The organism is Pseudomonas sp. HOU2 (assembly GCF_040729435.1).
Lineage (GTDB): Bacteria > Pseudomonadota > Gammaproteobacteria > Pseudomonadales > Pseudomonadaceae > Aquipseudomonas.
Window position 1 is genome coordinate 5,594,273 of sequence record NZ_CP160398.1, and the last position, 19,725, is coordinate 5,613,997.

Sequence of the window (19,725 nt, forward strand, 5' to 3'; positions counted from 1 at the left end):
CGCCTACGGTTTGCTTCGCTGCACCTCCTCTCGCTGTGTTTGGCTGCGCCAAACGGTCGCTGCGCTCCCACCCCCGGATAAATCCCTCCACTCAGCCTGCCGAAGGGGCCGGCACGGCAAGATCAAGAACTTTCGGCGAGCTGACACTCGGCCATTGAGTGGTGAAAAGCATGCGCTTGGCTTTAGCTCCCTGTGGGAGCTGGCCTGCCAGCGAAGGCGGCCTACGAGCCGACCAGCCTCCAACTGCCCGCACCCAATCCAACTGTGGGAGCTGGCTTGCCAGCGATAGCAATCTCCCAGCCGACCAATCTTCAACAGCTCACACCCAATCCAACTGTGGGAGCTGGCTTGCCAGCGATAGCGACCTCACAACCACCCAGTTTCTTCCAGGTGTACTCAATGCCAATGTCTGCGACGCTTACGGATCGGCCCCATGCAGCAGCCAATCGAGCAACAGGCTGCTGTCGCGCGGTGGCGGCGTTTCGTTCGGTGGTGCGGAGCGCGGGTTGGCGAGGCAGAGGATAGGTCGATCCGGGTCGCTGTCGAGGAAGCTCACCCACACCTCACTGCCGGCGCGGGGCAGCTGGTGGGCGGCGAGCCGGCCGGTGCCGGTCAGCGCGATTGGCAGCCACAGGCACGCGGACTCGGCTGTCTGCGCAGGCCAGAGACTGACGCCGATGCGCCCGCGATCATCCAGTGCTGCTGACTGGCCGGGCGATCCCAGCACTCGTGCCAGGTGATAGCCGCCGATGTTCGGGCGCGGCTGCGCCAGGGGCGGGCGAAAATCGCTCGACCAGGGCAGGGCGCTGAAGTCGTTTCGGTAGCGATGCACGTCGGTTGTCGGATCGAGGATCGAGGGGTGCTGGCCCTGATGGTGCAGCTCGGTGATCAACCATTGCTCGTTGAAAGCATTGATCGGGTGTTCGCTGATCTGCAACAGATGCCCGCTGCGCAACGCGCTGCAGTCGCCGGAGCCGCGGATCGTGCGCGACTGGCAGCGCTGACGCTGCAGATGGCGCCGGCTGCGTTGTTCGGAGTGACGCTGGTCGCTCGACAGGTTCAGCGGTGTGAGCGCGGGCACGGGGTGGTTGGCCGCGTCTGCGGTAATGACCGCCTGGCCCCGGTTGCGAATGCCGGGCGCGGCCATGACCGGTGTCGCGTCATGACGCTGTAACAGCGTGCTGATGCGTGGTGACGGCGTGTCGTCGGCAACGGCAAACGGCACTGGCAGCGGCTCCTGCGGCAGGCTCAGGTTGTCATCGGCAAACACCAGCACATGCCCGTTCGGGTGATGTTCGAAGTGATAGTGAATACCTTCCTCCTCACACAGCCGTTGCACGAAGGCCAGGTCGCTCTCCTCGTATTGCAGGCAAAATTCCCGTGGCGGGTATTGGCCGACACTCATCTCGATCCGGTAACTGTCCGTTGGCAGTTGATGTTCTTCGAGCAGTTGCGCAAGGATCGTCGGCACGCTCGTTTGCACGAAGACCCGGCGCCGGGGCGGCTGGTCCAGACTCAGCAGCAGCGGGACGAGGATCAGCCGGTAGCCGATGCGGTGGCTGGCGCGATGCTCGCAACTGACACTGTGGATCAGGCCGTGAATCCCGTGATCGGTACCCAGGCGCAGGAACGCGGGTTGGCGCAGCAGGCTGCCGGGGGGCAACGCTGGCGCCAGACCGATCACTTCTATCTCGAAGCGAAACGGCTGATTGAGTGCTTCGGTGCCGCTGAAACGCAATACCGGCAGGCACAGCGGGCCGTCGGTCAGGGTCAGGGTGAACGGGCTATCCTTGTCATTGAGCATTCGTACGGGCTCTGTGGGCAATACGGACGGCAGAGGGTACGAAAACGCGAGCACGAATGGTCATGGCTGGTGGGCTTTTCAGAATCGCCCTACAAGTCGTGGTGAAGATGTCGATCCAACAATGATTTTTTTGGTCGATTGCCGACTTTAGGCCGTATAAACTTGGCGCCACGCGTCGGCCAATAGATGTCTCGGCGCCACAGATCAAGAGAGTGAGTAATGGGCGCACAGTGGAAGGTTAAACACAAAGAAGCGGCAGCCAACGCCAAGGGCAAGATCTTCGGCAAACTGGTGAAAGAAATCACCATCGCTGCCCGCAACGGTGCCGATACCGCCACCAACGCACACCTGCGTCTGGTGGTCGAACAGGCCAAGAAAGCCTCGATGCCCAAGGAAACCCTGGACCGCGCCATCAAGAAAGGCGCCGGCCTGCTGGGCGAAACCGTGCAATACCACCGTGTGACGTACGAAGGTTTCGCACCGCACCAGGTTCCGTTGATCGTCGAGTGCGTCACCGACAACATCAACCGCACCGTTGCGGAAATCCGCGTGGCGTTCCGCAAGGGGCAGCTGGGTGCTTCCGGTTCGGTGGCCTGGGACTTCAACCACGTCGGCATGATCGAAGCCTCGCCGGACACCCCGGACGCCGATCCGGAAATGGCCGCGATCGAAGCCGGTGCCCAGGACTTCGAGCCGGGTGAAGAGGGCGCGACCCTGTTCCTGACCGATCCGACCGACCTCGACGCCGTGCAGAAAGCCCTGCCTGAGCAAGGTTTTACCGTGCTGTCGGCCAAACTCGGCTACCAGCCGAAGAACCCGGTCAGCGGCCTGAGTGCCGAGCAGATGGCTGAAGTCGAAGCGTTCCTCGAAGGCCTCGACAACCACGACGACGTGCAGGACATGTTTGTCGGTCTGGCGGGCTGATTTGCTGCAAAGATAACCTGTGGCGAGGGAGCTTGCTCCCGCTCGGCTGCATAGCAGTCGTTGTTTTTGGGACGGCTTCGCCGTCCAGCGGGAGCAAGCTCCCTCGCCACAGGATTTGGGTCAGTTACAGCTTTTCCAGCACCTCAATCACTTCGCTGAACCCCGGCCGCGCCAGCACATCCGGCTGACAGCAACGCTGTTCCAGCGCCTCCAGCACCTCGCGTCGTTCATCGCTCAACCCTGAGTCGATGCGCGCCAGCAATTCCCCGAGCAGAACCCCGAACGCCCGCACTTCGATGTGCTGCAGCGCCCGGGTTTCCAGGTTATCGGTGGTGGCATGGAACGACGCCGCGCCGAAATCCCCGAGCAAGCAATCGCCCTGATCGTTCAACAGAATGTTGTGGCCGTAGAGGTCGCCGTGGGTGATGCCCTGTTGATGCAGGTGCTCGGCCGCCGAAGCGATACCCTTGGCAATATTCAAGGCCACCTCGGTACTGAAACGGCAATCCTCTGCGTAGACATCCCGTGAGCAGCTCGCCAGGCTCGGCAATGCCGCCAGGTTGCGAAAGCTTGGGTCGATCAGTTGCATCACCAGCCCCTGTTGGCCATCAGGATGCCCGTGAATACGGCCCTCCACGCGGATCAGGTTCGGGTGCAGGCCGGCGGTGATGCAGGCGTTCATTTCGTGCAGCGGCGAACCGTCGCTGGTCATTTCACCTTTATACAGTTTCACCGCGACCGGCACTTGCGAGCCGTCGGCGCGCTGCCACTGCGCCCGGGAAATCACCCCCGACGCGCCTTCGCCCAGGCGTTGTTCCAGACGCAGCGCCGACCAGTCGATCAGCGGCGTGGCTTCCAGCGCGGCGGCATCGGCTTCGGTTTCCAGCGGATTACCGGCGTACGCCAGCCAGGTCAGGCGCGGCAGGGTCAGCAGCCACTGCGGCAGTTCACGCATCTGGTTGGCGGCGATGCGGATCAGCTCCAGGCGATGGCACTGGCTCATGGAGGCTGGCAGCGCTTGCAGGCGATTGCCGGCCAGCAGCAACTTTTGCAGGTGCGGGCGCTCGCCCAGTTCGGTCGGCAGGGTTTCGATGCAGTTATCGGTCAGGATCAACCAGCGCAGCAGCGGCGGCAATGCAGCGCCCGGCACGTGGCTGATGCGGTTGGCCTTGAAGCCGATCATCGTCAGCGCCGCACATTTTCCGACGCACTCCGGCACCTCGGTGAAGCGGTTGTCCGAGCAGAACAGGATGCGCATCCGGGTCAGGCGATGCAGGTCGTCCGGCAGGCTGCTCAAGGCGTTGCCGCTGAGGTTGAGCACCTCCAGCGTATCGGCCAGTTCGAAAATCTCCCGGGGAAACTCGGTCAGTCCGCAGGACAGATCCAGCCGGTTAATGCCCGACAACTCGCCGGCGCGCAATTGAGCAAGGGTGTGCATGGGGATGTTCACTATCAAGGGAAAGAAGCGCCGGGCGCTCGGAATGGGCGACATGATAACGGCAATGGCTGGATTTGCATTGACCCGACCCTCGATAACACCGGAAACCCTGTGGGAGCGAGCTTGCTCGCGAAGGCGTCCTGTCAGTCAGTGATTCGTCACTGACACTCCGCTTTCGCGAGCAAGCTCGCTCCCACAGTGGTAATCGGTGGTGATCAATGGGATCAGTGGATTTCCTGCAGCTGCCCCAAACGGCTGCGGGTGCGGGCCAGGTCGATGGCATTGCCGCCAAGCGCCTCGCGCAGTGGCAAGCGGCTGAGCAGGGTCAGGTGTTTGTCCTGGTCGTAGAGCACGTCGATCAGGTTGATGAAGCGCTGTTGCGCGGCGATCGGGCACTCTCCCAGTTCCGGCAGATCATCGATGATCCAGTGATCGAAACGTCGACACAGCTCCAGATAATCCATGACCGCTGTTGGTTGCTCACACACATCGTTGAAGGTGAAACCGACGGTGCGGCCTTCGCACAGCCGTGCCTGCAAGTGCCGGATGCCCACCGGCAAGGCAATCGCCGGCGCGTCCTGCGCGGGCAGGTTCAAGGCCTGGCGCTGGGTCGCGGTGGCCGGCCACACATAGTGGCCCTGGGTGAATAACTGATGCGCATGGTTGCTCGCCTGGCTGCGGTAATCGTGCGGGCCGCCGACCTCCATCACTTGCATGCGGGCGTTGATCAATTCGATCACCGGTTTGAAGCGCGCGTGATAGAGCGGGTTGGGCAGCAAGCCTTCCGGCGGATAGTTGGAGGTCACCAGCAACAGGATGCCGCGCTGGAACAAGGCCTTGAACAGGCGGGTGATGAGCATCGCATCGCCGATGTCATGCACATGAAATTCGTCGAAACACAGTACCCGGCAGTCGTTTAGCAGCTCATCGAGCGTGACGGCGAGGGCGTCGTCCTGTTCGCGATGCTCGAACATGCCCTGATGCAGGCGGGCGAAAAACGCATGGAAATGCACGCGCTGCTTCTGCGCGGTGGGCAGTGCCTGGAAAAAACCGTCGAGCAGCCAGCTCTTGCCACGTCCGACCGCACCATGCAGGTACAGGCTCGGCGGCGTTTGCGGCCTGGCGCCGAACAACAGGCTGGCCTGCTGCGCCATGCAATCAATCACCCGCTGCTGGCTGTGGCTGAGGGTGTAACCCTGGCCCTGAGCCTTGTGCCGGAAATAGTCGCGGATCGACTGGGCATTCGCGTCATGCCCGGCATGCGCTGGCCGACCCTTGGCGAACCAGCGGCGCAGCGCCGACCAGCGTAGGGTCAGTGGCGATCGTTTGGGCGCTCGAGAGGGCACAGTGCAGTCACTCCGTGTTCATCAGACCGGCGCCCGGACGCGCGGCGCCGTAGTGTAACCAGAGGCTGCGCCCGGCTTCCATCGCGGCTCGTCGACTGTGGGCGATCACTGAACAGATTTGTGCGGGACGTACAGCTATTTTCAGCGATGTAATTCGTCGTGTTGCCAAACTTTCGAAACATATCCCGGCAGATCCATGGATCGAATCGACTGGCGGAATCGTCGACCGTTGCTAACCTGAAACACAGTAACGTCATCCAGGATGTTCCCTCACAAGGAATGGGACAGTGATTGTACGTGTGGTGATGGGCCTGCTCGGGGTGCTGGGGGCCTCGGTGCATGCGGCGGATTTTCAGGTCGAAGTCCGCGTTGACGTGCAGCGTGGCTGCCAACTGATCGGCCAGCAGCGCGAGGCGGGTATCGAACAACTGGGTGTGCTGGATTTCGGCAGTACTGCGCGCCTCGATGATCCGGCCGGACCACTGGGTGCGGCACTGACCAACCAGCGCTTGCCGCGCCTGGAGTGCAACCCCGACACGCCGTATCAGCTGCGGGTCGACGGTGGCCTGCATGGCGGCGTTGGTGAGGTTCGCTACATGGCGGGGGCTGCGGGAAGCCAGCCGATTCCCTATCGGCTGTATCAGGACGCGGCGCGCCGGGTGCCGCTGGTGGTGGACGTGCCGGTCAGCGGCCGGGTGCCGGACACCGGCACGGTGGAGCTGCCGCTGTATGCACGGATCGAGCGTCTGGCGCAGGTGCCGCAGGTCAGCCGCTATTCGGATCTGGTGAAAGTCACCGTGACCTGGTGAGTGCAGGATTTCAGGCAATTCGCTGGAGGCGGATTGCGCAGGGAAGGGGCGTTCGATGACGAACGCAAGGTACGCAGACATCCTCAAGGAGCAGGGACGGACGCAATGACAGGCAAGCACTGGATGGTCATCGCCACGGGTACGCTGCTGTTGCTCGCTGACGACGCACAGGCGGCAATCAGCGGGCAGATCAATGCGCGGCTGATCCTGATCGCCGGGTGCGAAGTCACCAACAGCGCCACCCCGGCGATCCCGGTGAGCAATCTGGGCACCCTCGATTTCGGTCAGCAGGGGCCGACCTGGAACGCGCCGATCAAGGCCAGTCTCGACGGCGACAGCAGCGGCAAGCTGAATGTCGCCTGCAATCCTTCGGTCACTGGTTTCACCGTCACCATCGATGGCGGCAGCCACGGTGACGGCACCACCCGCCGCCTGAGCAACGGGCGCCAGACCCTGCCTTATCAACTCTTTCTGGATGCCTCCGGCAGCCAGCGCTACAGCATTGGTCAACAACACAATTTCGCTGTCACCAGCGGTGCGCAAATACCGATTCCGGTGTTTGGCACGGTGGTGGCGAATACCCGCGCGGTACCGGCAGGTGTCTATACCGACACGCTGACGGTGACGCTCGACTGGTAACCCCGTAGAGGACGGACACCATGCGTACGTATGCATCAAGGATAGGTTTGTCGTTGCTCGGCCTGACGCTGGTTTCCAGTGCTCACGCCGCCACCACGGTCACCGGCCAGATCACCGCCAGTCTGACTCTGATCAGCAGCTGTCAGGTCAATGGCGCCGGCGGCTCCACGGGGCTGAACTTCGGTGCGCTGAACTTCGGTACCGCCAACAGTCTGTTCACCACCGCCAGCGGGCAAGTGCTCGGCGGTGGCGGCGGGGCGTTGTCGATACTCTGTTCCAGCGGCACGACCCCGGTGGTCAAAGTGCGCGCCGGTGCTCACGACGGGCAGTCGCCGGGCGGCGCTCGTGCACTGTACGACGGTGTCGCCAACTACGTGCCGTACGATTTCTACACCGATGCCGGGCATTCACAGCTGCTGCCGATCGACGGCACGATCAACCTGGCGACCAGCACTGGCGTGGCGCAGACGGTGAATATCTACGGTCAGGCGGTGGGCAAGGCCGGGCTGCCGGCCGGGACTTACACCGACACCGTCGCTGTCGAACTGACGTTCTGATGCCATGCGCCGCCAGGGCTGTGCCGCGCTGCTCCTGCTCTGTGCGGGCAGTGTGCCGCTGCCGCTGGGGGCGGCGACCAGCCAGAGCTTCCAGGTCAGCGCGACCATCACGCCGGGGTGTCTGGTAGTTGGCGGGGTGTCGAATTACGGCGGGCTGAATTTCGGCTCGCGCTCGGCCCTCGCGACGGGAACGGTGCAAGTGGCATTGACCGGCGGCGTGCAGCTGCAATGCACCCCCGGGGTGACCTTGAACATGAGCGTCGATGGCGGCCAGTACAACAGCAGCGGTCGGCATATGCAGATCAACAGCGGCAGTGCGCGGGTGGCGTATGCGCTGTTTCGCGATGCGGCGTACAGCCAGAGCCTGGGCATCGGTCAGAGCGTGGCGGTGGCCTATAGCGATGCGAACAACATCAGCCTGCCGATTTACGGCCAGGTGCAATTGCCGGGCAATCAGCCTGGGGGGACGTACAGCGACGTGTTGCAGGTGCAGCTGTCGTGGTAAAGCGACATTTGAATGGCCGACAAGGAGCAGGTTCATGGGGGCAGTTACGTCTGGACATTCGTTGTTGCAGGGCGCGTTGCTGGCGCTGGTCATGCTCGGGGCCGGCCATGCGCAGGCCGCCAGTTCGGTGCTGATCTGGCCGATCGATCCGGTGCTGGAGGCCGATCAACAGGCCAGTGCGCTGTGGCTGGAAAACCGTGGCACGGAAACCGCCAACCTGCAGATCCGTGTGTTCGGCTGGAGCCAGAGCGGTTTTGCAGAGCAATACCAGAATCAGCGCGACGTGATCGGCAGCCCGCCGGTAGCGAAGATCGAGCCAGGGCAAAAGCAACTGGTGCGTCTGACCCGGACCAAGGATGTGCCGCCGGGGCAGGAGCTGGCCTACCGGATCATCATCGACGAAATCCCTTCCGCCCAGCCGCCGGCTGCCGAGGGCGGCAAGACCGCCGCCGCGATCCGCTTCCAGATGCGCTATTCGGTGCCCTTGTTTGCCTACGGCGCGGGGCTGTGGAGCAAGGAAGACAGCAGCCGCCCGCGTGATCCCAAAGGTATCGGTGTGCCGCAACTGAGCTGGCGCACGGTGACGGTGGACGGCCGGCCGTATGTCGAGGTGCGCAATCAGGGCGCGGTGCATGCGCGGCTCACCGACGTGGCGATCAAACAGGGCGGACAGAACAAACCATTGGCCGAAGGCTTGCTGGGTTACGTGTTGCCGGGGGCGGTGATGCGCTGGCCGGCACCGGGGCCGTTGGCCAGTGAGTCGGCGTTGCAGGTGCGGGTCAATGGCGGGGCGCAGGTGCAGAACATTGCGCCGGGACGCTGAACCAAGACCCTGTGTTGAGTGGATTACTGTGGCGAGGGAGCTTGCTCCCGCCGGGTTGCGAAGCAGCCCCAAGTCAGGCGAGCACGCAGTGTCAGGTAGCCCGCTTAAACAGATCTAACGACGGCTGCGCCGCCGAGCGGGAGCAAGCTCCCTCGCCACAATGATTGCGTCAGGTCGTCAAAATTCCAGAGAAAGATAACTGGCTTTGGCAAGAGTGGCATCAGGAGGATCAAGTCCATTGACGGACGTAAAGCGTGTATGAGCCCGGGATGGGCTCGTCGTATTCAGCGTCCGTTGTGGCTCATGACCGGCGCGTGGTGCCTGATGTTCGTGCAACCATCTGAGGCCGGCGAACTGCCGCCGCCGCCCAGCGGCATGGAGGCTGTGAGTGATGCACAGTTGTTTCTGGAACTGGTGGTCAATCAGATGAACACCGGGCGGGTGGTGGCGGTGCAGCAGCGTAACGGGCATCTGTTTCTGCCGGCCAGTGCACTGCGCGAAACCGGAATGAAATTGCCCGAGGGCAGCGCTGACGAAGTCGATCTCGACGGTTTGCCGGGACTGCACAGCGAATACGACAGTGTCGGCCAGCGTCTGCTGCTGGATGTACCACCGCAGTGGTTGCCGGACCAGTTCATCGGCAACCGCGAGAACTATCCACGCACCCCGGCGCTGAGCAGTTTCGGCGCGTTGTTCAACTACGACTTGTACCTCAACGACACTGACGATGCCGGCACTTATCTGGCGGCCTGGAATGAGCTGCGGCTGTTCGACAGCTGGGGCACGTTGTCCAATACCGGGCAGTACCGGCGCACCTTGTCCGGGGATTCGGTCAGCACGCTCGACAACGGTTACCTGCGCTACGACACCACCTGGCGTTACTCCGATGACGAGCGAATGCTCACCTACGAAGGCGGGGACGTGATCAGCGGCGCCTTGCCTTGGAGCAACTCGGTGCGTCTGGGCGGCGTGCAATTTTCACGGGATTTTGCCGTGCGTCCGGATCTGGTCACCTATCCGTTGCCGCAGTTCGCCGGCGAGGCCGCGGTGCCGTCGTCGGTGGATCTGTTCATCAACGGCTACAAGTCGAGCAGCACCGACCTGCAACCGGGGCCGTATACCCTGACCAATATTCCCTTCATCAACGGCGCCGGGGAGGCCGTGGTAGTGACCACTGATGCATTGGGGCGGCAGGTGTCGACCACGGTGCCGTTCTATGTCACCAGCAGTCTGCTGCAAAAAGGCCTGAGTGATTTCTCGGTGGCGGCCGGTACGTTGCGCCGCGATTACGGCTTGAAGGACTTCAGCTATGGCCCTGGCGTGACTTCCGGCAGCCTGCGCTACGGTGTCAGCGACAGCTTCACCCTGGAAAGCCACGCCGAAGCGGCTGACTCGCTGAGCCTCGGCGGCATCGGCGGCAATTTGCGTCTGGGCAATTTCGGTGTACTCAACAGCGCCATCAGTCAGAGCCGATTCGACGGCGACGGCGGCGAGCAGTTGAGCCTCGGTTATCAGTACAGCAGCCAGCGCTACAGCTTTTCCTGGCAGCGCCTGCAACGTCGCGACCAATACGCCGACCTGAGCGTGATCGACAGCCCTTACATCAGCCTCAGCCGGCGCAGCGAGCAGGCGACCCTGAGTGTCAACCTCGAGCGCTGGGGCAGCCTCGGTGCCGGTTATTTCGACGTGCGCGCGGCGGACGATTCGCGCACGCGTCTGCTCAACCTGAGCTGGAGCAAACCGCTGTGGCGCAACAGCAGCTTCTACCTGTCGGCCAACCGCGAGATCGGCGACAGCAACTGGGCAGTGCAGGCGCAACTGGTGATCCCGTTCGATCTGCGCGGCAGCCTGGCGATCAGCAGTGAACGCAGCAAAACCGGGCAGAGTCAGCAGCGGGTCAATTACAGCCGCTCGGTGCCGACCGAGGGCGGGGTCGGTTTCAATCTGGGTTACGCCAAGGGTGATGGTCCTGACTATCGCCAGGCCGACGTGACCTGGCGTATGCAGTCGGTGCAGTTGCAGGCCGGGGTCTACGGCACGTCCGAGGCCGAGACCCGTTGGGCCGATGCCAGTGGCTCGCTGGTGTGGATGGACCGCCAGGTGTTCGCCGCCAATCGCATCGACGACGCGTTTGTGGTGGTCAGCACCGAGGGTTTCGCCGATATTCCGGTGCGCTACGAAAACCAGCAGGTCGGGCAGACCGATAAAAACGGCCACTTGCTGGTGCCGTGGAGCAGCGCGTACTACCGCGGCAAATACGAAATCGATCCGCTGAATCTGCCGGCCAACGTGCGCAGCCCCAACGTCGAACAACGCATCGCCGTGCGCCGTGGCAGCGGTTATTTGCTGGAGTTTCCTCTGACCCGGGTGATCGCCGCGAGCATCGTGCTGGTGGATGCGCAGCAACGCGAACTGCCATTGGGCGCGGGCGTGCTGCACGAGCAGAGTGGGGCGCGCACGGTGGTCGGCTGGGACGGGCTGGTCTATCTGGAAAACCTGCAGGCGCAGAACTCGTTGCAGGTGACGCTGGCCGACGGCAAAACCTGCAAGACGCAATTCGAAGTGGATATGCAGCAAAGCCAGGTACCGCTGATCGGCCCGTTGGTGTGCCAATGAGTGCGGCGCGGATCTGTCTGTGCCTGGCGTTGCTGCTGCCGGGGATGGCGCAGGCCTTGTGCTCGGTGGTCAGCACCACGCCGGCGGCGTTCGGTTCGATCAGTTCGATTGCCGTGCGCACCACGACGCAGCCCAGTTCCACGCTCAATGCAGGCTTGAGCTGCACCGGCTCACTGCTGTCATTGCTGACCAGCAACGATCATTTCTACGCCACCATCACCTCGACCCAGAGCGGCTTGCTCGGGCCGACGGGCGACGTCATTGGCTACACAATCTACGCCAACAACAGCACCAGCTACCCGGTGACTCGCGGCACCGCCTATGACTTCGCGCGCAACGGCATCATCGACGCCTTGGGACTGCTCAACGGTACCACCCCGAAAACCGTGCCGCTGTATCTGGGCACGACCATTGGCAGCAACGTCGCCGCCGGGATTTATACGGAAACCCTGAGCATTTTCTGGAACTGGAATTACTGCTCCGGGATCGGTATCGGCAGTGTTTGTCTGGGGCGCGACATTAACAGCGGTACGGCGACGTTGACGGTGAACCTGACGGTGTCCAACGACTGCACGATTACTGCGCCGAACATTGCCTTTGGCAGTGCACCGGTGATCAGCGCCTTTACCCCGGTGACCGGGCAGACCATCAATCTGGCCTGCACCAAGGGCAGCGCCTACACCGTCGGTTTGAGCGACGGGCAGAACCCGGTCAGTGTTGGCGGTCGGCGGCGGATGATTTCCGGGAGCAACTATCTGGCCTACGACATCTTCAAAAGTGCCGGCACCACCCGGTGGGGCAGCGTCGGCAGCGCGCGCCGGTCAAGCACCGATGCCGAGGTCAATCCGGGGAATGGCTTGGGTACGGGGAGCCAGATTTTCAATTACAACGCGAAGATCTACACCGACCAGACCACGCCGCCGGCGGGCACTTACCTGGACAATGTGGTGCTCGACGTAGGTTTCTGACCCAACACAGTCCCCTGTAGGAGCTGCGGCACGCTGCGATCTTTTGACCTTGATGTTAAAAATCAAAAGATCGCAGCGTGCCGCAGCTCCTACAGTGGGGCTTTCAGAATTGCATTGATTGCTTCAGTTGTTTTGCCGCCGGCGAATCCGTCGGGCTGACCATCGCATAGTTGTACCCGTCACCGGACCAGTAATCGGCCTGCAGATCGCCGTCGCTGCGGCTACCGCGAGGCAGGAAGGTGTTCTTCGGCCCCGGTGGTCGCACATAGAAACTGACCTTATGGCCGCTGCGGTCCTCATACATGACCATCGCCGCCGGGCCTTCGTCGGTGCTGAGCAGGCGGCCGCTGACCGGTTCGAAACCGGCGGATTTCAGATCCGGCAAGCGGCTGGCCTGGGTGAAATAACGGTCGAGCCAACGCTGCATATCGCCGTCAGTGTCGACCTTGTAGTCCGCCGGTAATATCCCTTGCTGGGCGATCAAACGATAGGCCTGCAAGGCGTCGGTCATCGGCAACATCGAAGACCTCACGAGGGTCATTTCCCGCGCCTGCCAGCCACTGAAACCGCCGATGCCGACCGCGATCAATAACACCGCCGCGCTGGCCAGGTGACGACGCGACTGACGCTTGAGGCGCTGGCGAATCAGCGCCGGATCGAGCTCCGGGTTGGCCGGTTGCTGCAACGCACCACCCAGGGCTGCGCGCAACAACTGGGCGTCGTGCTGCCAGGCGCGCACCTGCGCGGCGGCTTCCGGGTGAGTGGTCAGCCAGGTGTCGACCAGACGCCGGTCGGCTTCGTTGAGTTGGTGATCGACGTACGCGTGCAGGTCGCGCTCGCTGGGGGGCATGCTGATCATTTGAGTATCCGCAAAGAAGGGCTGCTGATTTCGCCGTCGCTGAGTTGGCGCAAGGCCTGGCGGGCGCGGGACAGGCGCGACATCACGGTGCCGGTGGGGACGTCCAGAATTTCGGCGACTTCCTTGTAGCTCAGGCCTTCGACCGAGACCATCAGCAACAGCGCGCGTTGCTCGGTGGGCAGGCGATCGAAGGCTTGCAGGGTCGATTGGGCGATCACGGTGCGCTCGGTCGAGGGTTCGGCGTCGTCGCGACCGGTGAAGAATTCGAGCATCCGCGCATAACGACGGGAGCGTCGGTGGGCGTCGAGAAACTGCCGATAGAGGATCGCGAACAGCCACGCGCGCACGTCACCTTCGGCGCGTTTCGCACCCCAGCCGGACAGGGCCCGCTCGAGGCTGGCCTGCACCAGATCGTCGGCGCTGCTGCTGTTGCGGGTCAACGACACGGCAAAGCGGCGCAATCTGGGAATGATTTCTCTCAACTGTTCGTCGAATTCGCTCATGAATTTCTGCTAGTCACTACGCTGTGGACTAGGGAGACGTCTGCCGTTCGAGGTTATTCCACGTTCGGAAAAATAAATACCGGGCCATGGAATAAATCCCGCTGGGGTGCGTCTTGCTGATTCTTCCTACTTGTGGCCGATGGCCCTGGAGTTATTCATGGTTGATCGCACTTCACCGCCGGGCAGGCCGCCGCGTCCGCCCTTGAGTGCCGCGAGCACAGTGTTGCGCCTGACGGCGATTGCCGTGGTGGTTGCCGCTGTCGCTGGGGCGTTTGCCTACGTGCACGGTAATCTTGACCCACAACGTCTGACGCCCAAGGCGCTGGTCGATGTGCTGGAGAAAAACAACGGCGTGCATCCCGGGTTTCGGCGCAACCACGCCAAGGGCGTGTGCGTGATCGGGCATTTCGAGAGCACTGGCGAGGCGCGAGCGTTCTCTTCCGCGCAGGTGTTCAACGAGGCGCAGACGCCGGTGGTCGGGCGTTTCGCATTGCCGGCGGGCAATCCCTACGCCCCGGACAGCAGCGTGCCGATCCGCAGTCTGGCGCTGCGTTTCACCCAGGCCAACGGTCAGCAATGGCGAACCGGGATGAACAGCATGCCGGTGTTCCCGGTCGGCACTCCCGAGGCGTTCTACCAGTTGCAGCAGGCACAGTCGCCGGATCCGGCCACAGGTAAACCGGATCCGTCGAAAGTCCCGGCGTTCTTCGCCGCGCACCCGGAAGCCGTGCCGTTTCTGACGTGGGTGAAAACCGCCAAACCGTCGGCCAGCTATGCCACCGAAACCTACAACAGCGTGAATGCGTTCTATCTGGTCAACGCCAGCGGGCAGAAGCAGGCGGTGCGCTGGAGTGTCACGCCACTGGCGCGTTATGCCGCCGGAGCCGCGGCGCCGGAGGGTGCGGATTTTCTCGAGAAGGATCTGGTGCAGCGCCTGGCCGAGGGGCCGTTGCGCTGGCAGCTGAATATCACCCTGGCCAACCCCGGTGATCCAGTGAACGATGCGAGCAAAACCTGGCCCGAGGGTCGCAAGGTGATCAACGCCGGCACGCTGGTGCTGGAGAAGACTCAGCCGCAGCTCAGCGGCGAATGCCGCGACATCAACTACGATCCGCTGGTACTGCCGGCCGGTATCGAAGGCTCCGACGACCCGCTGCTCGCCGCGCGTTCAGCCGGTTACGCCGACTCCTATCTGCGGCGTACCAGTGAAGTCAGCCAATTGCCCGCCGCCCGTCAGGAGGCTCGCCCATGAGCACGCAACCGACTCATTTCGCGCTGTTGGCGCGGCTGCTGCACTGGCTGATGGCGCTGATGATCATCGCCATGTTGTTCATTGGCGCCGGCATGGTCACTTCGGTTTCACAGCGGCATGAATGGCTGATTCATCTGCACAAACCGCTGGGGATCGCGATTCTGCTGCTGGTAGTCGTGCGTCTGTTGGTGCGATTTTCTACCCGACAGCCGCCGCTGCCGGCCGATCTGCCGGGCTGGCAGGTGATGGCGGCCAAGGCTTCGCATGTGTTGTTGTACGCCTTGATGCTGGTGTTGCCGCTGCTCGGTTGGGCGATGATCAGTGCCTCGGGCGAGCCGGTGATGCTCAGCAATACCTTGCAGTTGCCGTCGATCCTGCCGGCCGATGCGCAAGTGTTTGCCCTGCTGCGCAAGGCGCATGGCTATCTGGCGTATCTGTTGTTCCTGACCGTGCTGTTGCACCTGGCGGCGGCGCTGTTCCACGGTTGGGTACGCCGCGACGAGGTGCTCGACAGCATGTTGCGCGGTCGCGATCGCGATTAACCCGCCTGCGTGGCGCACCGCTGCGGTGCGCCACTTTTCAGGGTCAGCCACCAATAGCCCAGCGCCACTGCATTGATAGCGGCGCCAAGCAGACACACGCCGGTCCAGCCGGCCCAGGCGTACATCGCCGTCGAGGTAATCGAACCCAATGCGCTGCCGATCGAATAGAACAGCATGTAGCCGGCGGTGAGGCGGCTTTGCGCTTCGGGCCGCACGCTGTAGATCATGCTCTGGCTGGTGACGTGCACGGCCTGCAAGCCCAGATCGAGGGTGATCACACCGAGCAATAGCGCCCACAACGAGGACTGGGTAAGGGCGATCGGCAGCCACGAGGCGAGCATCAGCAACAGCGACAGACCACTGACCCATTGGCCCAGGCCGCGGTCGGCGAGATGTCCGGCACGCGCGGCGGCGAGCGCACCGGCGGCACCAGCCAAGCCGAACAGGCCGATTTCACTGTGTGACAAAGACAGAGGCGGGGCGGCCAGCGGCAGCACCATCGGCGTCCACAAAACCATGGCGCTGGCGAAGGTCAGCAGCGCGAGAATCGCCCGTTGTCGCAGCACCGGCTCTTGCCTGAACAGGCTGAACACCGAAGCGATCAGCGCGCCGTAACGGCTCGCCGGCTGCGCGGCTTCATTCTTGGGCAATACGCGTAACAGCAGCAGCGCCATCAGCAGCATCAGCCCCGCCGACAGCAGATAAATTGCCCGCCAACCGGCCAGATCAGCCATGGCCCCGGCAACGGTGCGCGCGAGCAGAATACCGACGACGATGCCGCTGGTGACCACGCCGACCACGCGCCCGCGTTGCGCCGGGATGGCCAGTGTCGCGGCATACGCCACCAGCACTTGCGTCACCACGGCGAGCAGGCCGGTCAGGGTCATGCCGAGCAGCAACCACACGCTATTGGGTGCCAGCGCGATCATCAACAGCGCGGCGGCCGAGAGCAGGGTCTGGGTGACGATCAGCCGCCGTCGGTTGAGCAGGTCGCCGAGTGGAACCAGCAATACCAGACCGATGCCGTAGCCGATCTGCGTCAGGGTGATGACGATGCCGATGGTTGCCGGCGACATGGCGAAGGCCTCGGCCATGGCGTCCAGCAACGGCTGCGCGTAATACACATTGCCTACAGCCAGACCGCAGGCAATGGCGAACAGCAGCACCACGCTGCTTTTGAGGGGTTGAGTTTGCATGCCCTGATTCCTTTTTGGGTTTCAAATTAAAACCAGAATCACGGTAAGCATTCTGGTTTTAATTTGCAACCTTGTTGGTTATGGCGTTTGAATGCGCAAAAAAAAGATCGCAGGCATAGCTGCGATCTTTGGGTGGAGCGGGGGAGGGATCAGCGCAAGGTGTCGACCATGTCGGCGATGGTGGTCAGCACATCCTTGCCCAACTGTTTCGAGCGCTTGCCCGACCAGCCCGTTTCTTTGTTCGGATGGTCGTCGTGATCCTTGAACGGCATTTCCAGAGTCAGCGACAGGCAGTCGTATTTCTGCCCGACCGCGTTGCAGGCCAGGGTCATGTTGGCCTGGCCCGGTTCGTCACGGGTGTAGCCGTACTGGGTCTGGAAGTCTTTGGTGGTGTGCTTGAGGTGCGTGCGGAAATGCTCTTCAAGCTTCTCGATGCGCGGTGTGTAACCCGGGTTGCCTTCACAACCGGCGGTGAACACGTGGGGGATTTCCTCGTCACCGTGTACGTCGAGGAACAGATCGACGCCGTACTTTTCCATCTGCTGTTGTACGAAAAGTACCTCTGGGCTGACGTCCTGACTGGCGCTCTGCCAGGCGCGGTTCAGGTCCTGGCCCATGGCGTTGGTTCGCAGATGGCCGTGGAAGGCGCCGTCCGGGTTCATGTTCGGCACCAGATACAGATCCGCGCTGGCCAGCAGTTTGTTCAATACCGGGTCGTCGTGGCGTTCCAGGCGTTCGATCACGCCCTCCATGAACCATTCGGCCATGTGTTCGCCCGGGTGCTGTTGCGCGATGATCCAGACTTTGCGCTGGCCTTCTGCGCCGCTGCCCTTGCGCAGCAGTTGAATGTCCCGACCCTCGACGCTCTTGCCGGTGGACACCAGTTCGGTGCCGGCCTTGCTCAGCGCCTGCTCGATCAGCCAGTCGTGACGACCGCGGCTGTAGGGTTCGAAGTAGGCGAACCAGGCGTGAGTCTGCTCGGCTTCGAGGCAAAAGCGCAGGCTGTCGCCTTCAAAACTGGTGGGAATGCGGAACCAGTTGACGTGATCGTAGGAAGCGACCGCCTGATAGCCGGTCCAGGCTTTGTTGTAGGAGGATTGGCTGGCGTTGACCAGGCGAAACCAGTGTTCCTGATGAACATGCAGGCCGCTGGCCTTGAAGTGGAACCACTGGAAGTGAGCGCTCCGGGTATCCGGGCGAATGGCCAGAACCGGGTTGAGCGGATTGGAGATGTCGATGACTTGGATGTTACCGCTGTCGAAGTTGGCGCTGATGTCGAACGAAGATTTGGCCACGGTCATATCGGTTCCTGAATATGATTTTTATGGCAGCTACTTTACACGCAAGACTGCGGTGAAACCGAGGGAAATTGCGGGTTGCGGTGGGGGGCGTCTTCCGTGACGCGCAAGCAGCTTAGAGACTGTGCGATTGATTCTCAAGTGCTAATTGTCATTAGTTTGCCCCAATCGGGCCGGGCTTTGCTTGCCAAGCGATATTCTTTTGATATTATCCGCGCCATCGAATTTGCAGCACCCAAAGACTTCATTAGCCTGAAGCCATAAGCCCGAAAAACGGGCAAAAAAAAGACCCGGCAAAAAGCCGGGTCAAAAACCGTGATTAGCCTGATGAGGAGATAGTCCAGAAGACCGACCTGAGGTCTCTGGTCCATCGACTGATCTCGCGACCAGCTGCTTGCAATAATAATCATTATCATTTGCAAGTCAAATGTTTTTATCTGCGCGATTGGAAAATTCTTTCCTGTCCGTCCGCTTCCCGTCTCAGTCAGAGCTGCTCGCCATCAATTGAATGGTCGACCATCGCTCGCGCCATATCCACCATATGCACCACCGAAAATGCCAGATCTCGGCTCGCGCCCTGCAGGTTTTCCGCTGCCTTGAAGGCGGTGGCGGCCGCGCAGCGCAACAGATCCGACGCGTGCACGAGGGCTTCTTCGCCGCTGAGATGGCGTTTCACATCGAAAAAACGTTCATCCACCTCCGGTTCTGAAACAGCTGGTTTCAAGTAATAGTCCAGTGCTCGCTGCGCTGCCGCGTTGCCTTGAGGGGAGGTGAACGTGGTGTCCATTTGCAGATCGGGCAAGTCTTTGCTGCTGATATTCATGGTGAAGGGTCACTCCTTGTTCGATTGAAAGTCCGTGCTGCCAGCATAGTACGGTGCGTAGTTGTGACCAGAATTTAAATACTACAATATGTGTTTTGCCGGCCGAAGGCGGGGCAAGTAAGGTGCCGCACATGGATAAATGGATTGAGTTGGTCAAGGCCAAGATGAGTGAACTCAAAATCACTCAAACAGAGCTCGGAGAGCGCGTCGGCATGTCCCAGGGCGGGATCGGCCATTGGCTGAACAAACGTCGCGAGCCGGGTATTACGGAAATGAACCGCGTATTGCAGGCGCTGGGCATGGACTTCCTGGAAGTGGTGCTGGTGATTCGCGAGCCGCAGGAGACCGACGATGACGAGATGCCGCTGGCGCAGAAGTACAACCCGTACTTCCGCTATCCGGTCAGCGACTGGCACACGCCGTGCGAATCACGCGAGAGTGCAACCGCCGCTTACGCCCCGACGCAAGACAAGCAGCGCTTCGAGCTGACGGACTATCACGCCCGTGGCGCAGCGTTCTGGCTGACAGTGACGGGGAATTCGATGACCGCACCTTCAGGCCAGAGCATCGCCGAGGGAATGCTGATTCTGGTGGATCCGGAGGCGGAAGCGCTGCCGGGCAAACTGGTGATCGCCCAGTGGCAGGGCTGCGATGAAGCGATCTTTCGCAAGCTCGACGAAGAGGGCGGCCAGCGTTATCTGGTACCGCTCAATCCGACCTGGCCCAAAGCCCTGTTCACCGATGAGTGTCGAATCATCGGTGTGGTGGTTCAAGCCACGGCGCGTTTCTAGTCAGATCGATCCTCGCTTTGCCTAGGATCGAT

19 protein-coding genes are annotated in these 19,725 nt (G+C 62.0%); 11 read left to right on the forward strand and 8 right to left on the reverse strand.

Annotated elements, in window-relative coordinates; all coding sequences use genetic code 11:
- Positions 1 to 418 precede the first annotated feature (418 nt).
- A complete protein-coding gene (gene tssI / locus ABV589_RS25180; protein ID WP_367084096.1) occupies positions 419 to 1,804 on the reverse strand; it encodes a type VI secretion system tip protein TssI/VgrG in 1,386 nt (461 codons plus the stop codon).
- Positions 1,805 to 2,023: 219 nt separating this feature from the next.
- Here tssI and ABV589_RS25185 point away from each other — a divergent pair, with 219 nt between their 5' ends.
- The gene (locus ABV589_RS25185; RefSeq protein WP_027614601.1) at positions 2,024 to 2,728 is read left to right on the forward strand and encodes a YebC/PmpR family DNA-binding transcriptional regulator; all 705 of its coding nucleotides are present in this window, start codon (positions 2,024 to 2,026) and stop codon (positions 2,726 to 2,728) included.
- A 124-nt stretch (positions 2,729 to 2,852) separates the two neighbouring features.
- Here the strand turns inward: ABV589_RS25185 and ABV589_RS25190 are convergent, their stop codons facing one another.
- Positions 2,853 to 4,166, reverse strand: coding sequence for a protein kinase (locus tag ABV589_RS25190; RefSeq protein WP_367084097.1), 1,314 nt, complete (start codon positions 4,164 to 4,166; stop codon positions 2,853 to 2,855).
- Between the two features lie 224 nt (positions 4,167 to 4,390).
- Positions 4,391 to 5,512: a cell division protein ZapE gene (gene zapE, locus ABV589_RS25195; protein WP_367084098.1), complete on the reverse strand. Its 1,122-nt coding sequence runs from the start codon at positions 5,510 to 5,512 to the stop codon at positions 4,391 to 4,393.
- A gap of 287 nt (positions 5,513 to 5,799) precedes the next feature.
- Between zapE and ABV589_RS25200 the strand changes: the two genes are divergently transcribed.
- The 7 genes from ABV589_RS25200 to ABV589_RS25230 all read left to right on the forward strand — a co-directional run bounded on the left by ABV589_RS25200 (position 5,800) and on the right by ABV589_RS25230 (position 12,429).
- Entirely contained in the window at positions 5,800 to 6,321 is a 522-nt protein-coding gene (locus ABV589_RS25200; protein ID WP_367084099.1) for a spore coat U domain-containing protein, read from the forward strand.
- Positions 6,322 to 6,426: 105 nt separating this feature from the next.
- On the forward strand, positions 6,427 to 6,960 hold the full coding sequence (locus ABV589_RS25205) for a spore coat U domain-containing protein (protein ID WP_096795681.1): 534 nt from the start codon (positions 6,427 to 6,429) through the stop codon (positions 6,958 to 6,960).
- A gap of 20 nt (positions 6,961 to 6,980) precedes the next feature.
- Positions 6,981 to 7,517, forward strand: coding sequence for a spore coat U domain-containing protein (locus ABV589_RS25210; protein ID WP_367084100.1), 537 nt, complete (start codon positions 6,981 to 6,983; stop codon positions 7,515 to 7,517).
- 4 nt (positions 7,518 to 7,521) lie between these two features.
- Positions 7,522 to 8,022 (forward strand): spore coat U domain-containing protein, encoded by a 501-nt coding sequence (locus ABV589_RS25215; RefSeq protein ID WP_007961143.1) that lies wholly within the window; start codon positions 7,522 to 7,524, stop codon positions 8,020 to 8,022.
- A 34-nt stretch (positions 8,023 to 8,056) separates the two neighbouring features.
- Positions 8,057 to 8,845 carry a molecular chaperone gene (locus ABV589_RS25220; RefSeq protein ID WP_367084101.1) on the forward strand — a complete coding sequence of 263 codons (789 nt, stop codon included), beginning with the start codon at positions 8,057 to 8,059 and terminating at the stop codon, positions 8,843 to 8,845.
- Between the two features lie 258 nt (positions 8,846 to 9,103).
- Positions 9,104 to 11,461: a fimbria/pilus outer membrane usher protein gene (locus tag ABV589_RS25225; RefSeq protein ID WP_367084102.1), complete on the forward strand. Its 2,358-nt coding sequence runs from the start codon at positions 9,104 to 9,106 to the stop codon at positions 11,459 to 11,461.
- Entirely contained in the window at positions 11,458 to 12,429 is a 972-nt protein-coding gene (locus ABV589_RS25230) for a spore coat U domain-containing protein (RefSeq protein ID WP_258679382.1), read from the forward strand. The genes ABV589_RS25225 and ABV589_RS25230 overlap by 4 nt, the downstream gene beginning before the upstream one ends.
- A gap of 103 nt (positions 12,430 to 12,532) precedes the next feature.
- Here ABV589_RS25230 and ABV589_RS25235 read toward each other — a convergent pair whose 3' ends face one another.
- Together ABV589_RS25235 and ABV589_RS25240 are read right to left on the reverse strand one after the other, a co-directional pair.
- Complete coding sequence (locus tag ABV589_RS25235) at positions 12,533 to 13,288, reverse strand: anti-sigma factor (protein ID WP_367084103.1); 756 nt, start codon at positions 13,286 to 13,288, stop codon at positions 12,533 to 12,535.
- Positions 13,285 to 13,791: a sigma-70 family RNA polymerase sigma factor gene (locus ABV589_RS25240; RefSeq protein WP_258679384.1), complete on the reverse strand. Its 507-nt coding sequence runs from the start codon at positions 13,789 to 13,791 to the stop codon at positions 13,285 to 13,287. The genes ABV589_RS25235 and ABV589_RS25240 overlap by 4 nt, the downstream gene beginning before the upstream one ends.
- A gap of 157 nt (positions 13,792 to 13,948) precedes the next feature.
- Between ABV589_RS25240 and ABV589_RS25245 the strand changes: the two genes are divergently transcribed.
- Entirely contained in the window at positions 13,949 to 15,043 is a 1,095-nt protein-coding gene (locus ABV589_RS25245; RefSeq protein WP_367084104.1) for a catalase family peroxidase, read from the forward strand.
- On the forward strand, positions 15,040 to 15,585 hold the full coding sequence (locus ABV589_RS25250) for a cytochrome b (RefSeq protein ID WP_027614614.1): 546 nt from the start codon (positions 15,040 to 15,042) through the stop codon (positions 15,583 to 15,585). The genes ABV589_RS25245 and ABV589_RS25250 overlap by 4 nt, the downstream gene beginning before the upstream one ends.
- On the opposite strand, the gene ABV589_RS25255 is transcribed toward ABV589_RS25250, so the two are convergent.
- From ABV589_RS25255 to ABV589_RS25265, 3 genes are all read right to left on the reverse strand, one after another.
- A complete protein-coding gene (locus ABV589_RS25255; RefSeq protein ID WP_367084105.1) occupies positions 15,582 to 16,781 on the reverse strand; it encodes an MFS transporter in 1,200 nt (399 codons plus the stop codon). The two genes, ABV589_RS25250 and ABV589_RS25255, sit on opposite strands and share 4 nt — an antisense overlap.
- Before the next feature lie 149 nt (positions 16,782 to 16,930).
- Complete coding sequence (locus ABV589_RS25260; protein ID WP_367084106.1) at positions 16,931 to 18,082, reverse strand: M14-type cytosolic carboxypeptidase; 1,152 nt, start codon at positions 18,080 to 18,082, stop codon at positions 16,931 to 16,933.
- A 481-nt stretch (positions 18,083 to 18,563) separates the two neighbouring features.
- Positions 18,564 to 18,902 (reverse strand): DUF3077 domain-containing protein, encoded by a 339-nt coding sequence (locus tag ABV589_RS25265; protein WP_003223691.1) that lies wholly within the window; start codon positions 18,900 to 18,902, stop codon positions 18,564 to 18,566.
- A 131-nt stretch (positions 18,903 to 19,033) separates the two neighbouring features.
- Here ABV589_RS25265 and ABV589_RS25270 point away from each other — a divergent pair, with 131 nt between their 5' ends.
- Complete coding sequence (locus ABV589_RS25270) at positions 19,034 to 19,693, forward strand: XRE family transcriptional regulator (protein ID WP_367084107.1); 660 nt, start codon at positions 19,034 to 19,036, stop codon at positions 19,691 to 19,693.
- Positions 19,694 to 19,725 lie beyond the last annotated feature (32 nt).

Coding starts and splice junctions, on each gene's coding strand:
- ABV589_RS25245 (WP_367084104.1), top strand. CDS start 13,949: ATGGTTGATCGCACTTCACCGCCGGGCAGGCCGCCGCGTCCGCCCTTG.
- ABV589_RS25215 (WP_007961143.1), top strand. CDS start 7,522: ATGCGCCGCCAGGGCTGTGCCGCGCTGCTCCTGCTCTGTGCGGGCAGT.
- ABV589_RS25240 (WP_258679384.1), bottom strand. CDS start 13,791: ATGAGCGAATTCGACGAACAGTTGAGAGAAATCATTCCCAGATTGCGC.
- tssI (WP_367084096.1), bottom strand. CDS start 1,804: ATGCTCAATGACAAGGATAGCCCGTTCACCCTGACCCTGACCGACGGC.
- ABV589_RS25190 (WP_367084097.1), bottom strand. CDS start 4,166: ATGCACACCCTTGCTCAATTGCGCGCCGGCGAGTTGTCGGGCATTAAC.
- ABV589_RS25185 (WP_027614601.1), top strand. CDS start 2,024: ATGGGCGCACAGTGGAAGGTTAAACACAAAGAAGCGGCAGCCAACGCC.
- ABV589_RS25265 (WP_003223691.1), bottom strand. CDS start 18,902: ATGAATATCAGCAGCAAAGACTTGCCCGATCTGCAAATGGACACCACG.
- ABV589_RS25255 (WP_367084105.1), bottom strand. CDS start 16,781: ATGCAAACTCAACCCCTCAAAAGCAGCGTGGTGCTGCTGTTCGCCATT.
- ABV589_RS25235 (WP_367084103.1), bottom strand. CDS start 13,288: ATGATCAGCATGCCCCCCAGCGAGCGCGACCTGCACGCGTACGTCGAT.
- ABV589_RS25230 (WP_258679382.1), top strand. CDS start 11,458: ATGAGTGCGGCGCGGATCTGTCTGTGCCTGGCGTTGCTGCTGCCGGGG.
- ABV589_RS25225 (WP_367084102.1), top strand. CDS start 9,104: ATGAGCCCGGGATGGGCTCGTCGTATTCAGCGTCCGTTGTGGCTCATG.
- ABV589_RS25260 (WP_367084106.1), bottom strand. CDS start 18,082: ATGACCGTGGCCAAATCTTCGTTCGACATCAGCGCCAACTTCGACAGC.
- ABV589_RS25205 (WP_096795681.1), top strand. CDS start 6,427: ATGACAGGCAAGCACTGGATGGTCATCGCCACGGGTACGCTGCTGTTG.
- ABV589_RS25270 (WP_367084107.1), top strand. CDS start 19,034: ATGGATAAATGGATTGAGTTGGTCAAGGCCAAGATGAGTGAACTCAAA.
- ABV589_RS25210 (WP_367084100.1), top strand. CDS start 6,981: ATGCGTACGTATGCATCAAGGATAGGTTTGTCGTTGCTCGGCCTGACG.
- ABV589_RS25250 (WP_027614614.1), top strand. CDS start 15,040: ATGAGCACGCAACCGACTCATTTCGCGCTGTTGGCGCGGCTGCTGCAC.
- ABV589_RS25220 (WP_367084101.1), top strand. CDS start 8,057: ATGGGGGCAGTTACGTCTGGACATTCGTTGTTGCAGGGCGCGTTGCTG.